14 protein-coding genes and 1 pseudogene are annotated in these 14513 nt (G+C 42.1%); 2 read left to right on the top strand and 13 right to left on the bottom strand.

From position 1 onward, the window contains the following. Positions 1–17: 17 nt before the first annotated feature. Positions 18–851: a 5-dehydro-4-deoxy-D-glucuronate isomerase gene (gene kduI / locus EHS13_RS10755; protein ID WP_155700334.1), complete on the bottom strand. Its 834-nt coding sequence runs from the start codon at positions 849–851 to the stop codon at positions 18–20. Positions 852–1031: 180 nt separating this feature from the next. Between kduI and EHS13_RS10750 the strand changes: the two genes are divergently transcribed. Both EHS13_RS10750 and EHS13_RS10745 read left to right on the top strand, forming a co-directional pair. Further along, positions 1032–1454 (top strand): VOC family protein, encoded by a 423-nt coding sequence (locus EHS13_RS10750; protein ID WP_155700333.1) that lies wholly within the window; start codon positions 1032–1034, stop codon positions 1452–1454. 137 nt (positions 1455–1591) lie between these two features. Continuing rightward, complete coding sequence (locus tag EHS13_RS10745; protein ID WP_155700332.1) at positions 1592–2173, top strand: thioredoxin family protein; 582 nt, start codon at positions 1592–1594, stop codon at positions 2171–2173. A 91-nt stretch (positions 2174–2264) separates the two neighbouring features. Here EHS13_RS10745 and EHS13_RS10740 read toward each other — a convergent pair whose 3' ends face one another. The 12 genes and pseudogenes from EHS13_RS10740 to EHS13_RS10685 all read right to left on the bottom strand — a co-directional run bounded on the left by EHS13_RS10740 (position 2265) and on the right by EHS13_RS10685 (position 14290). Then, entirely contained in the window at positions 2265–2813 is a 549-nt protein-coding gene (locus EHS13_RS10740; protein WP_155705301.1) for a GNAT family N-acetyltransferase, read from the bottom strand. 510 nt (positions 2814–3323) lie between these two features. Further along, a complete protein-coding gene (locus EHS13_RS10735; protein WP_227013886.1) occupies positions 3324–4253 on the bottom strand; it encodes a peptidoglycan-binding domain-containing protein in 930 nt (309 codons plus the stop codon). A 621-nt stretch (positions 4254–4874) separates the two neighbouring features. Further along, positions 4875–5513, bottom strand: coding sequence for an HD domain-containing protein (locus EHS13_RS10730; RefSeq protein WP_155700331.1), 639 nt, complete (start codon positions 5511–5513; stop codon positions 4875–4877). A gap of 100 nt (positions 5514–5613) precedes the next feature. Next, the gene (locus tag EHS13_RS10725; protein WP_155700330.1) at positions 5614–6255 is read right to left on the bottom strand and encodes an FMN-dependent NADH-azoreductase; all 642 of its coding nucleotides are present in this window, start codon (positions 6253–6255) and stop codon (positions 5614–5616) included. A 162-nt stretch (positions 6256–6417) separates the two neighbouring features. Beyond that, positions 6418–6756: pseudogene (locus EHS13_RS10720) on the bottom strand (winged helix-turn-helix transcriptional regulator). 111 nt (positions 6757–6867) lie between these two features. Beyond that, entirely contained in the window at positions 6868–7158 is a 291-nt protein-coding gene (locus EHS13_RS10715; RefSeq protein WP_155700329.1) for an ArsR/SmtB family transcription factor, read from the bottom strand. Between the two features lie 94 nt (positions 7159–7252). After that, on the bottom strand, positions 7253–7708 hold the full coding sequence (locus EHS13_RS10710) for an SRPBCC family protein (RefSeq protein ID WP_155700328.1): 456 nt from the start codon (positions 7706–7708) through the stop codon (positions 7253–7255). 66 nt (positions 7709–7774) lie between these two features. Next, on the bottom strand, positions 7775–8236 hold the full coding sequence (locus tag EHS13_RS10705) for a putative immunity protein (RefSeq protein WP_227013884.1): 462 nt from the start codon (positions 8234–8236) through the stop codon (positions 7775–7777). 278 nt (positions 8237–8514) lie between these two features. Next, entirely contained in the window at positions 8515–10698 is a 2184-nt protein-coding gene (locus EHS13_RS10700; protein WP_155700327.1) for a hypothetical protein, read from the bottom strand. Between the two features lie 14 nt (positions 10699–10712). Beyond that, positions 10713–12407, bottom strand: a complete 1695-nt coding sequence (locus EHS13_RS10695; protein ID WP_155700326.1) for an extracellular solute-binding protein — start codon at positions 12405–12407, stop codon at positions 10713–10715. A gap of 61 nt (positions 12408–12468) precedes the next feature. Next, positions 12469–13362 carry a carbohydrate ABC transporter permease gene (locus EHS13_RS10690; RefSeq protein WP_155700325.1) on the bottom strand — a complete coding sequence of 298 codons (894 nt, stop codon included), beginning with the start codon at positions 13360–13362 and terminating at the stop codon, positions 12469–12471. Between the two features lie 13 nt (positions 13363–13375). Beyond that, on the bottom strand, positions 13376–14290 hold the full coding sequence (locus EHS13_RS10685; protein ID WP_227013883.1) for an ABC transporter permease: 915 nt from the start codon (positions 14288–14290) through the stop codon (positions 13376–13378). Between the last annotated feature and the right edge of the window lie 223 nt (positions 14291–14513).

The following is a 14513-nucleotide window of genomic DNA, read 5'->3' as shown; positions in this document are numbered from 1 at the left end:
GTAACAAGTATTTAAATTTATTTTAACGTTTGCATAGCTACTGCGTCCATATCATCAAAAATCTGGTTTTCTCCAGCCATCCCCCAAATGAACGTATAATTGCTTGTACCCACACCACTATGAATCGACCAGCTTGGCGAGATAATCGCTTGCTCATTGCGCACAACTAGATGACGCGTTTCTTCAGGTTCACCCATAAGGTGAAATACAACTCCGTCCGCAGGCATGTCAAAGTAAAAGTATACCTCAGATCTCCGATTATGCGTATGGCAAGGCATCGTGTTCCACATGTTATTGGGCTTTAGTATTGTTAAACCCAGGACCAATTGACAGCTTTTCACACCAGCCGTATGGATATATTTATAAATCGTGCGTTCATTCGAGCTTGCAGGACTGCCTAGATGAACCGGAGTCGCATTCTCAATCTCAACTTTAACAGTAGGATAAGCGTGATGAGCTGGGGTCGAGTTGAAATAAAACCGAGCAGGTGCTGCAGCATCTACACTCGCAAAAATTACCTCTTGCACACCAAGTCCGATATATAAACAGTCTTTTGGCTTCATTTCATGCAGTATCCCATCCACAGTAATAGAACCAACAGCCCCGACATTAATAATTCCGATCTCTCTACGCTCTAGAAAATAAGCTGCTCCCATCTCCTTAGGGTCTGCTTCAAGCTTAATAGCATTAGCTAAAGGGATAACTCCACCTGTGATAAAGCGATCGACATGAGAGTAAACTAGCTGAAGCTCATCTGGAACGAATAAGGTTTCAATGAGAAACTCTTCACGCAATCGGGTGGTTTCAAATTTCTTAACTTCATTTGGATGTGAGGCATAACGGATTTCCATATAGACAGCTCCCTTAGCAATTTAGGTTCATATTATTATATATTAGTTCATTTAGGTTCATTTGTGTACACTTTTCTTTTGAAAATTTAAATAACAGCTCACTTACCTCAAGGTAACTAATACCATTTTTGTTGGATTTCATGTATTCTAAAAGAGAAAAAACCTAAGGAGGCTATTCAATTGGGAACTAATAATAAAATCGGTGGCGGAGGCTTTCACCATATTGCGATAAAGGTGCGTGATTTTGAAGCTTCGGTAAAATTTTATAGTGAAGGCTTTGGCTTTGAGGAACGTTTGAGCTGGGGCGAAGGCGACGGTCGCGGAGTTCTCTTGGATACTGGAGACGGCAATTATCTTGAGATTTTTGCAGGCGGCTCTAAGGAAATTAAACCGGAAAGCTCTATGATCCACATGGCTTTTCGCACGGATGATGTCTCAATCGCGATTGAAGCCGCTCGGGCTGCAGGTGCAGAAATAACCGTTGAACCGAAGGCTATAGTTATCAGCAACAACCCGCCAACACCGGTCATTATTGCTTTTTGCAAAGGCTTAGATGGCGAAATCATCGAATTCTTCCAAAGCACAGGCGATAATCAGCTTTAATTATACTGATAACGGGCAACAATTAAGGATTCCATTCCACCAAAACGCGAGGTTTCTCGCGGATTTCATTTGAATGGAAAAGAAACAAGTTGCCCGTTAACAGTATGAATCAAATGTAACTCGAGAGGAGATTTTTAATGTCATTTACATTAGCTTTAGGGGATCATGCGCTTGATTTTTCATTGCCAGCAACGGATGGTAAGACCTATAGTTTGAATGATTTTGCAGACGCTAAGGTACTCGTCATCTCGTTTACTTGCAATCACTGTCCTTATGTTATTGGATCAAATGAATTAACTAGGAAAACAGCGAATCGTTTTAAAGAGCAAGGTGTGCAATTTGTTGGAATTAACTCAAATAGCGTTAATACATACGCCGAGGATTCCTTCGAACATATGGTAACTATCATGGAGAAGGAACAATTCCCTTGGGTATATTTAAGAGACGAATCGCAGGAAGTCGCTCTCGCATACGGTGCGTTGAGAACGCCACATTACTATGTGTTCGATCAAGATCGCAACCTGGTTTACTCAGGTCGAGCAGTCGATAATCCCAAGGATTCCAGCAAAGTTACGATCAATGATTTAGACAATGCACTAGAAGAACACTTAGCAGGCAAGCCAATCAGCAAACCATTGACTAATCCACTTGGCTGCAATGTTAAATGGGATGGAAAAGATGCTCATTGGATGCCAGCCGATGCTTGCGATTTAGTTTAGACGGTATTGTAAAAGAGGCTCAGATGGATTTTCATCTGTGCCTCTTTTCTTGGCTTATTAGTAAAACAAAAAGGATGGCCATCCGTTTTATTTATAAGTTCATATTGTCATAATCATCTTTGGTCATTCCGTAATAAATTACATCCTCAAACTCGTTCCACTTTAAAATATGCTTTTTAAATTCTCCTTCAAATTTCATCCCAAGCTTTTTCATAACATTGGTAGAGGCGGGATTTTTAGTCATCGCAGCTGCCCATATTTTATTTAATTCCAATTCCTTAAACCCAAAAGCAACTAAACACATTGCTGCCTCAGTAGCGTAACCATTCCCCCAAAAAGGTCTTCCCAACCAATAGGCAAGTTCACCTCTTTTGTGTGGTATGGATACATTTATACTCATACAGCCTATCAATAAATGCTTGTCTTTATCAACCAAAGCAAAAGGGAATCCGCTACCATCTTTTGATCTCTCATTACAACCTCTAATCCAAGATTCAGCCGCCCCATCAGGGTATGGATATGGAATTGATAATGTTGTTTTAGCTACTTCTTTATCCCCAGCGAGTTCCTGTACTTTGCTTGCATCTGTTAATTCAAATGGCCTTAGAACTAACCTTTCTGTTTCAAATATAGGTTGTATTGGAAACACCTCTCAGTACATGCTTTTCAATAAAGTATAATACGATGCTTGGAAATTACAATGATAACATAAAATAAATAATATCTATTATAGTAAATTGCTTATCCGCTATTATTGATAGTCTAATGTCAAAATAGCTAAAAAATTACTATACTTCCTATCATATAATGAAAAAATGACATAAAAACTGTTGTTTTAGGTGTTTTGTTAAAAGAAGGGGAACACAGATACCTTATTTGTGTAATTCTATGCCATTTCACCGAGTTGGGGAACGTCAGTGCGCTATTTTCTTTAATTTGATGCTTTTCAGTTGAATTATGTTCATTTTCACCAAAATAAGACACTGACGTTCCCTTAAACCACTAATTTAGCTCTTTTCTCATTAATAAGATACCTACGTTCCCCTCAAATTTCAAATGAATGAGGAGTGAGCATCTACGAAAAAGGGGATTATCCATCGGCCACTTCCATGGTTTCAGGACATCCCCGTTCTTCTAGCGAAAGTTTGCTTTATTCAGAGCTGCCTGGGGCATTCTCATTGCCCTTACTTTTACCTGGTGCGTTGCTGTTACCATTGCCATTGCCCGTTTCAGGAACATTGCTTCCATTTTTCCCTTGACCTCCGTTTTGGCCCTGGCCTCCACCGCTTTTGCCTTGGTTTCCGCCTTGGTCTTGTCCTTGGTCTCCACTTTTGCCTTGTCCTTGACCTTCACCCTGACCTTGGCCTCCACTTTTGCCTTGGCCTTGTCCTTGACCTTGATCTATGCCTCCGCCTTGACCTTGACCTTGACCTTGGCCTCCACTTTTGCCATGGCCTTGTCCTTGACCTTGATCTATGCCTCCGCCTTGACCTTGACCTTGACCTTGGCCTTGGCCTCCACCTTGGCCTCCACCTTGGCCTTGGCCTCCGCCTTGACCTCCGCCCTGGCCTTGTCCTCTACCTTGGCCTTGGCCTCCACCTTGGCCTTGGCCTCCGCCTTGGCCTCCGCCTTGACCTCCGCCCTGGCCTTGACCTCCGCCTTGGCCTTGGCCTCCACCTTGGCCTTGGCCTCCGCCTTGGCCTTGGCCCCCGCCTTGTCTTCGGAGCTTAGTTGGCATCTTTAGATGATCATAAGAATATAGGATCGACTTTAACGTACGGTTATCTACCGCACCAGTAACTGGCAGCCCATGAGTTTTCTGAAAATGTTTAACCCCCTGAACTGTCAAGTTATCGTAGTAGCCATTAATTTCTCCTGAGTAACTACCGAGCGATTTAAGCATTCCCTGAATAATAAATACATCTGGTCCATGAGCGTCTTTACCAACTGCCAAACTGGTATTCGGCAAGCTCAGCATTAAAGTGACGGTCAGCAGCAATATACCAATGAGCCTGCCTGAAAACCAACCTGACTTAGCTCTTCTACCACGGGAACCAATACCCCAATTCCAAAACATCATTAAACTTACACCATCCTCTTAGTTATAATTGTTTTGTCACAAGTTTTACTATTCCCAATTTTTCATTTAAACTCCATTTTGTTTTTACTAACCGTGTTTTGTTGTATTTAATGTCCATTATTGTACGAATTTTCTGCCTTCTGATCTTCCACTTGTTTCAACTGTTTCATCTTTTGATCCACCTTCAATGCAAATCATTTCTAGCTAACTCCATGTACTCCTAATCATATCCCCAATGGGCTTTAGATCTAAAGGCAATATCGCTAAGTATCGTCGCCTCATCTGAATGAGCCTTTCTAATGTTTGCCCCCATCTAACCCTCCATCTTGTTAGAAGTCATTTCATTAAACAAGCTCCTTTTAATCCATTTCTACTCTATTAATACCTTCAACAATCTATAAGCGCTGCAACTATACCTTTTTCTTCATATTCAGCTTCAGTTCTAATAAACCTGTCGCCTGATAATAAAGTTGTTTAAAAACATAATACCCAAGTCAGAAGAACCCGCCTCTCTAGGTTCTCTAGTAGGCGGGTTCTAAAATAAAGTTGTTTAATATACATATCGTTTGAACTATCGTATCACCGTTAACTTGAACAAAGGCAGCCGTTCATTCAAGTCAATTACTCATCCCATTTGTTATGAAGGACATGATCGCAAAAGTTGAAGCGCTTATATCCCGGAAGAAGCAGTTCGCACACATCGGCGTTAATCGTGCCGTATGTCGTTTCCGGTTTGTGTTTGAAGCCTTCCAAAAATGCATCCAAGATATTGTGTTTGAACTGGTTGCGCGGAAAAGCCTCGACGACTTGCTGCCGCACTTCTGCTGAGATGAGATCGAAGTTCTTCCCGACCACATCATAACCGACGCCAAAATTCATGAGCGCCACTTCAGTTTCCTTATATTCGGCGATTCCGATGGATGTATGCAGGGCAACAGCATCCCATACAAGCCGAATGGAATCTTCCGGAACTCCGCGACTTTTAAGAAAATCGCGGGCAGCATTAGCCCCATCGACCTCAAAGCGTTTGTCCGTGCTTCGGAATGCGGGAGTAAGACCGATATCATGGAAAAGCGAACTGATATAAAGTAATTCAGAATCGTATTTCATTTGATTCAGGTTACCCTTCATAGCCGCAAACAAAAATACCCGGTTCGAGTGGTTCCACAGAAGGTCGTCGCAATACTCACGCAATAATTCAGCAGCTTCAACAGCTAATTTACTATCTGGAATCTTTATATCAGCAATTAAATTCATCATCAACAACTTCCCCTTTATCCATTCTTTTACCTACTATAGGAATTGATCGTTGCGAGATACATGCTTGGCATGCCGCTTAATCAACTTAAATTTAATTTTGTCATTTTAATGCAAATTTTGAAGCTACTTCTTCGGCCTCTCTATATGCTTTCTGTAAGACTTCATCTTTATCTAATATAGAGGTTCCTTGAACCCGAAGTATTTCATAATCCTCAATACCAAGAAAATTAAACATCGACTTCAAATACTTTTGTGAGTATTCAACTTCGGTATACCAGTCATTATTGGTATAAATTGCTCCACTACCTTGTATTACAACCATACTGCGTCCATCCTTAAGAAGACCAACTGATCCACTTTCAGTGTACTTGAATGTTTCCCTTGCAATGATAATATTATCCATATAATCTTTCAATTTAGACGGAATATTAAAGTTATGCATTGGATATACGATTACATATTTATTGGCGCTTTTAAATTGTTGTAATACCTCGTTCATACGCCCGGTTACTTCTTGCTCCTCGCTTGTTAATTCTTCTCCATTCCTTTGTTTTCCCCCTGCACTTAAAACAGTTTGGTCTATCATGGGTATAACGTCATTGTATAAGTTAATTTGTTCAATGACCCCGTCATTAGAATGATGCTCTTTATAGATTTTCAAGAAGTAATTTAATACATTTAGACTGAATGATGAAGTAGAGTCCACTTCTGGGTGTGCATTAATGACTAGCAGTTTGCTCATTGGACGGTTCCTTCCTTTGTTTTTAGTTTACATCAAAGATTCGGTTGCTCATCAGTACCATGATGAAACAATTCTCACCCCCTTTCCAGTATTTCAGCCGCATGGCATATCCGTTAGCATACCCTTCCTGATAAGGTGGATTCAGCCTTCTTTCTGCCGAATCTATCTGATCTTCACGCAATCTGGCTTTTGTTTAACCCAGGCTCTGGCCCATATTTCAATTTCTTGAATAAGCGGTTTCAATGCTCTTCCTTTATCCGTTAACTCATATTCTATTCGAACAGGAATTTCCGGTTAAACAAGCCGTTTAATCAATTCTTCCATTTCCAATTCACGAAGTCGCTCTGATAAAATTCTGGAGGTGATGAGTAATGGGCCTTTAATTTCAGAAAAGCGTTGAGGCCCCGCCCCCTCTAACAGTTGCTTAATTAATAAAACTGTCCAACGTTTGGTTAGCACCTGTGCATCATCTACTGTAGGGCAATATTCTTTTACATCCATTGGGTTCACCTCACAGTTAATAATTAATTTACCCATGCTATTTGTCTTTCGCATTTAATATTGTAATTCTAAAACTATTGAACTAAAGAACAAAAAAAAAAGAACTTCTTTCTACAATGTATCCAGAAATCCGGGTAAGTACGTTTCAAAGGTCTCTATATCGATCCTCATATACCTCGTTTGAGCTTCTTTTCGTACCTTGATCAATTTTACTTCCGCTAAAATGCGTAAATGATACGAAGTATTTGATTTTGAAATACTGTGATTTTCGCCCACCTCTCCGCAATTCATCTCCTTCTTAGTGGCGTATAGACTTCGTATGATTTGTAATCTTGTTACATCAGCTAATGCCTTAAATATTTTGACACTGTCCTCATCATTTAATTCCATTATAGTAGTCATAAAACTATTGTACTAAGAAATCGATAGAAGTCAAGTCTTTAGATAAATACTAACATAAGAAGCTACCCAGTGGCAGCCCCTCTTGTAATAGTTATTATTTAACGTTGGCATACGGCGCCTTATCTGCTACGAGATTCAAGCTTAGGCCGTGCTCCAGATATGCTTTTAGTCCACAAAGAACAATTGTAAATCCTTCTGTTGAATCTAAGGCGTGCTTCACGATACCCTCTCCCTGAAATCCAGAGTTTGTAATCGTCACGAACGTTTCGTTTTCTGCTTGAGAAGTAAACACCCATTCAGCCTCGGTATCGCCAAAATCGATGAGGATCCGCTTATTCTGCTCGATTTCTTTTACATTAATGTCTGCAGAAACTCCGTACATCTCCCAGTCCCATTTGACCCTCGTTCCCGCTTCCAATTTACCACTGCCTTTGGTGAACCAAAATTTAGAAGTAATCGCTGGGTCGATAAAAGCCTCAAACACCTCTTCAACCGGTTTTCTAATTAGCATTTCAACTTTTACTATTGGAGCTTGATTTGGGGATGACATGATTATTTCTCCTTTCATCCTACAGGTTTTCTTGTAGTATAGCATAAACAATAATTTGATTTAATGTTAGTGAATGTCGCACAAATTGAGTAAGTGCTGGAATTGCCAATTGCGTTCCTTGACAGCGTTAGCTCCAGCCTCAGCGGGTTCGACAGCATAGTTGGCAGCTTTAGCAGCGTATGTAGCAGCGTGAATGGCATGACCCGCAACGTGTGCTGTTGCTGCTGCGTGTCCAGCAGCACGGGCTGCAAAAGCTGCAGCTTGATCGTTGGCATTTCGAGCAGCCGCATGGGCGGCAAATGCAGCCTTTCTTGCTTCGCTCATCGCTAATTCACCACTTTCCCAAGCACGCCCAGCTTCGATAGCTTTTCGAGGGCGATCGTCATTGTCGCATTTCCCCTCGAAATATGGGAGCACATGCTCCGCACAATCAATAGCCCAGAGCATCAATGTTCTGTGATCCTGCTTGCTTATAAGCTCTGTAATTGATTTGCTTATTTGTGTATCTACAAATTTTGTTTTCCCCATTTTCAGACCTCCATGAAGTAGAATTAAACAGAGAATAAACATTTTCAAGCACAACACTTCTATTTTGTAAGATTATATTCTCTATAATCTTATACTTGGATCAATCTACTTTGTTGTACATTTGCAATTTTTTTAAAAAAAACCAGAAAATGAAAAAGGAGCTTAGGCGCGCAATATCAAAAAAAAAAGCTTTCCACACTGAAGCAGTCAGCTGCATCAGAATGGAAAGCTTTAAATTCACTTAAAGTCAGACTTTTAAAAATGAATGATTCCTACATCTACCATTTCAATATAATTTCGATTCCGTCCGGAATACCCGGATATCGAACCAGCACAGTCCCGGAATCTGGGTCGTGGTGAAATTCAACTTGCTCCCCGCCAGCTGTAATTCGGAGTGGTTTAGCTAAAGTGCGGATAAGTGTACTGACAGTCATGTTAGCAGGAGATTCCGATATGAAACCAAATCGCCCTTCCTCCCATAGTTCATCACGAATACGTGAGGAACTGACAACGATCTCTGAAGTATCTAACTGCTTAGTAAAATTCAAATCGTATAACAAGCAGTCTTCGCCTGGCTTTAGTTCAATAGTCCGTCTAACTGGCAGATCAGCCTCGAATAAATCGACATACAAGCCCTGAAGTACCACAGGCCGCTGTGTATCTATTTCATCCAGTGCATGGACAATCAGATAAGGGCCTCTCTTGATTTTCAAAAGGTTACTTTCCTTGTAATCGTCAGATTCTCCACGGATAACCAGCGCCCGTTGAACGCTTTCTCTCACCTGTTTAGCACCTGCGCTGGATCGTGACAGATCAGTTGGGTTCACCCGTTGTAAGAGTACAGCCCCTTCGCCTACTTGGTGTTCACCTTCTTCCGGATGACGGCCAATTCCCATCGCTTCGAATAGATGTTCCTCTGGTTTGTCATAAATTCTTTTTCCAGACCCGCTGTTCCACCATTCGCTAACGGCATGAAAGGGATCCGAACCATCACCAACGTAGATGAGCACTCCGCCTTCTCGTACCCATTGACTGATGACCTGATGGATACCAGGATGCTCTGGCTTCATAAATTCATAGCTCAGTAGCAGCACACGGTAGTTATCCAAATATCCTGGGAAAGTGAGAATATTATCAAACTGCAAAGGACGAAGCGGAATACCACTCTTCACAAGAGGCAGTGCCAGACCGTAGAACGCGGACCAATCTAGAAGCTCTTGTTGCTCTGCGCTGAGCTCTTCGGAGGTTGCGGTGCCGTCATATTTAAATTCAACACCTTCAGTTTGTCCTTCTGCAATAACATCACCGCGCTGGTACATAGCCGAGTTGGCAAGGCAGAGACCGATCCCGGTTGTATAAGATTCGTCGCTGTTTTCTTCCTCGTGATTATGCAAGTCACGTAATACATTCATAACAGTTAGCAGAACAGTAGCATAATCGCCCGGTATCTTTTCCTTGCCATTCCCATCTTCATTCGGATAACTGCCTTCGAACACTCGTCGTGGCCACGGGCATACTTCATATTGACTGACCTCTGGATGAAGCAACGAGGCGACAACAGTTGCCTTGTAGTTCTTCCGATAATCACTCCAGCTGTAGCCAGGGTTATCTTCAATTGGATCATGTAAGAACCACATTTCTCGTCCAGTGCCGCGTGTGAGTTCCTGCATAATCCCATATTCCAAATAGGCCGTTTCGAATGTTCTTTCTCGGCGAATTCCCTTGTATACATTGGGCGTCCGTGCGGTTCCCGTCCAAATTTGTGCAATAAATCCGTCGCATGCCGGCATCGAGACGAGCAAGGCTTCGGGACTGATGATCCGCCACTGTGTATAGTTGATGAGACTATGCGTTGGAACATAAAAGCGGACTGTCCTCCCATAAGTAACGAGAGAGTATTCCTTCATTTGGCTACAAATCCGATCCAGCGCCCTGTAATACATCATAGCCTTCAGCTTGGATGCCCTGTACTGGGCATCTGGAGAGGAGTGAGGAGGAATCCAATCCTCCCCGTAATAATTGATCCACTCCCGCTTGAATGCATCCGAATAGCCCGTAGCTGCCCAAAATTCCGGTTCCTCCATATGAATGGCTTCCACACCACAATCGATCGCCCGTTTGATGTGGGTTGCTAAATATTCAGCAAATGAAATCGTTGGGACCATATAGGGAATATCCTTACCGTGAAGCATGTGATTGCCTTTGCGGTCGGTCTGAGCTTCATCCCAATGCTCATGACCATCAAACCGACCATATAGATAATCCTGATACTCTCCCCAAGAAACACCTGTCATTAGATGAATCGTATATCCAGCCTGTTTCCAGCCATTGATCCGATCAGGCAAATCCTCTGAAATGCCGTAGACCATGACGAAATCCGTACGAAGATCATATTTCGGTCCATAAGGACGTGATTCCTGAAATCCTGTCCATTCTGGACTCCCTTTTTGTCTCCTGCTCATGGTTTTGAACTCCCTTAGTTTGGCATTTGTAATTTCACAACTTCTTTGCCTTTTAAGTTCTCATTTGTATACTTGATTGCCTCAGGATATCCCGTTTTGTTCATTTGTTCCCGCAGATCAGCAATAACCTTCAATGCAGCTGTATCGGATTTAGCGAAGATAGCTGTTTTCCAAACATCGCCAATTTGGTCCATGGACGGTTTCAATGTCTCCCATTGTGGCGACTTAGTCATAACATCCCCTGCATTGTACGCCGAAATAACACTGATACCATTAGGTCGTAGAATCTTTCTGGCTTTATCCATATTGGCCACTCGAGCTTGATCTGCCCAAATGTCCCCACCACCCACAGAAGTACTGCGTTCTTGACCCGAAATGGATTCAAAGCCAATCGTGATCCCTTCGTTTTTCCTCAACTTTCCAGATGGGTCAGCTGTGAATTTATCGAACCATTCTTTCTTAGCAACAGGTTTTCCGTCTACCTTTTCCCAGTGTGTACCTTCAATACCGTAACGGACTAACAGTGCACCTTCATCGGAAGCCAGATAGTCGAGCAGACGGAGAGCCGCGTCTACGTTTTTAGCTTTTTTTGTAATAACGGTTACGTTGTTTCCTTGAATTCCTAGATCAGCCGGTCGGTTTGCTTCTGCGCCAGCCCGCTCTAGAGGACCGAGTGGGACGTAATCGCTGCCTGGATGCGCTTGCACATATTCCTTGGAAGCATCAAGAATTGCCGGATAATGAGCCGCAAGCACGGCGATTCGACCTTGCGTGATTTTTTCTTTGGCAAGAGGGTCCGTCTGAGTGAACGTTTCAGGATCAAGCAGTCCCTCAGAAAGCAGTTTATGGTAATAGAGTGTGTAGTCCTCATAGGCTTTGTTAAAGAAAACATGTTCGATAGTTCCGTCGCCTTTATCGATATAATCGGAGCCGTAAAACATCGTATTGCCGATGCCTACAGCCCAGCCGTTACTGAATCCGCCTAGGGGAAGGACAGACATTCCGTTCTCCTTCAAATCTGCATCCTTGATCTTTTTCAGAAAATTATAAAGATCGCTTTTTGTGATAACCGATTGTGGGTCAACCCCAATTTTTGTAGCAATATCTTTGCGGACATAGAAACCATACAACCAATCCGTAGCATCTTCAGGTTTTGCGGGTTGATTCTGGTACATTAAATATTTCTTGCCGTCAATTCCACCGAATGCTTTTTCATACAAAGCAGGAGGAACATTCTCTTTAGCAAGTGCCTTAGAAAGGTTCGGATATTTGTCCAGCTTATCCGTCAAATCAACCAATTGCCCTTCCTTCGCAGCTTTAATGATGCCATCTAACTCTCCGCCCCATGCCGGCCCAGTATAAATATCAGGAAGATCTTGTGTTGCAAAGATAGAGTTGACCTTCTCAACTTCACTCCCTACGGTATAGTCCCATTTCACAGTGATGCCTGTCTTCTCTTTGATCACTTCACCGATAGGCGTCATGTCTGTTGCAGCACCAGCTGATCCATTCCAATTATGAAGTATTTTGACTGTTACTTGTTCAAGCGCATTACCATTTGGTGAAGTAGCTGCGCTGCTGTTATCAGCTGCTTTCTCACTAGGTTTAGTACCGCTATCCCCGTTGTTATTGGAACAACCCACGACTAGCCCGGCAATTAATGTAATTGCCAATAATGACTTAAAGCCCCCAAAACGTTTCTTCCTCATACACAACCTCCTAAGTAATTGTTATTCATTATGATAAAGTTCCTAATCGGAACGTCCATCCTTAACCTTTTACAGAACCAATCATGACACCTTTAACGAAATATCGCTGCAGAAACGGATAAATACACAAGATTGGAAAAACCGCGATGACAAGCAGTGCCATTCGTAATGATTCAGGTGTAGCCCCAACAGTAGAGCTAATCGTCTGCCCCCCCTGCTGCTGCGAACGTGCCATTGATGCTGAAAGCGCTTCTGATTCTGTTAGTAATTTTTGGAGCAGCGTCTGCACGGGAAACAGATTTTTATTCGAAACGTAGTAAGCACCCGTGAACCAATCGTTCCAATGAGCGACCCCGATAAACAATGCAACAGTTGCTAGAACAGGCCCGGATAACGGGAGGATAATTTTCATGAATATTTGGAAATCTCCGTATCCGTCGATACGTGCCGACTCGTTCAGCTCCTCTGGAATACCTTGCAAAAATGTACGTAAGATCACGATGTGTAAAAAGTTAAACAGCATTGGAACGATGAAAACCCAGAAAGAATTGATCAGGTGAAGCTTTTGCAGGGTAATGAAATAAGGGATAAACCCAGCACTGAAGATCGTCGGCAGGAAAATATAAAAAGTAAAAAATGTCCGTCCTGGCAGCGACTTTTTTGCAAGGGCATACGCCATCATTGTGCAGAGCGTAACATGCAGTAAAGTACCAAGCAAAGTCCGCGCTATTGTAATCTTGTATGCTTGCCAGATTCGTGGGTTATCGAATACTTGCACGTAATTGTCTATCGTAAAATCACGGGGCCAAAAATAAAGCGCACCCTGCATAGAATCCTTGCCGTCATTCAATGAATAAATAAGAATGTAAATAAACGGATAAACCATCGTTAGTCCGACCAACGCCAGGATAATGTAATTCAATAGGCTAAACAATGAAAACCGGCTTTTTTTCAATTGAAATCACTCCTTAGAAAAGAGATACATCGCTGTATTTGCGAGCAATCTGGTTTACGGATACAACTAAGATCAATGCTATAAAGCTTTGGAATAAACCGACCGCAGCGGCATAGCTCAAACGCCCTTGAGAAATACCCGAATTAATGACATGTACATCAAGAACGCTACCAATTGCAGTCGTAGCTGGTCCGTTCAGCAAAAGAAGCTGCTCGTAACCTGCACTCATCAAAGTTCCGGTGGCTAGAATAAAAAGGATAATAGCAATATTACGGATACCTGGGAGAGTGATATGCCACATCTGACGGAAACGGCCCGCACCGTCGATCTTGACTGCTTCGTAAAGCTGTTGATCGATACCTGCAATTGCAGCCATGTAAATAATAGAGCTCCAACCAATATTCTTCCAAATATCCGAGCTGACGACAATCTGGTAGAACCAAGTTGTGTTGTTCAAGAACTTGATAGGCTCCATCCCAAAGATCAACGAAATTGCATCATTAATCGGGCCACCAGCAGGAGTTAATAACCGCTGCATTAGCGTGATAACGACGATCCAAGAAACAAAATAAGGCAAATATGAGACTGTTTGCACGATTTTCTTGAATCTTCGGTTCCTAACTTCATTCAGTAGAATTGCCAGAATGACTGGCATCGGAAATCCAATCAGCAGCTTCATCAAGCTAATAATGATCGTATTGCGAATAATATCTCCGGATTGATAGAAATCAAAGAATTGTTTAAAGTATTTAAATCCCGCCCAAGGGCTTCCGGTAAATCCTCCCATGTAATTGAAATCACGGAACGCAACTTGGATGCCATAAAGCGGCATATAAGAGAAGAGAAAAAACCAGACAAGACCAGGCAACATGAACAGGTAAAACAATTTGTGCTTCCAAATCTTTTTCCACAGCAATGATGCTGCCATATACATTACCTCCTACTGGGAACATAAGAACGAATCGGATGGGTTTTAATTTATTGTGTAAGACAATTTGAATAACCTTGCTTGGTATAACCTCCTCCTTTTAAGACGTATTTTTTGAAGTCTTAGAAATGTTGCAAAAATTTGGATGCGTTTTCATTTAGATTTCTATTTATTTTGTTACATATTACCCATGATACTTTTTGGAATAATGCCCTAAAAATAA

Origin of the sequence: Paenibacillus psychroresistens (assembly GCF_009728935.1) — a bacterium.
Classification (GTDB): domain Bacteria; phylum Bacillota; class Bacilli; order Paenibacillales; family NBRC-103111; genus Paenibacillus_AC; species Paenibacillus_AC psychroresistens.
This window is presented reverse-complemented; position numbering and strand designations above follow the sequence as displayed.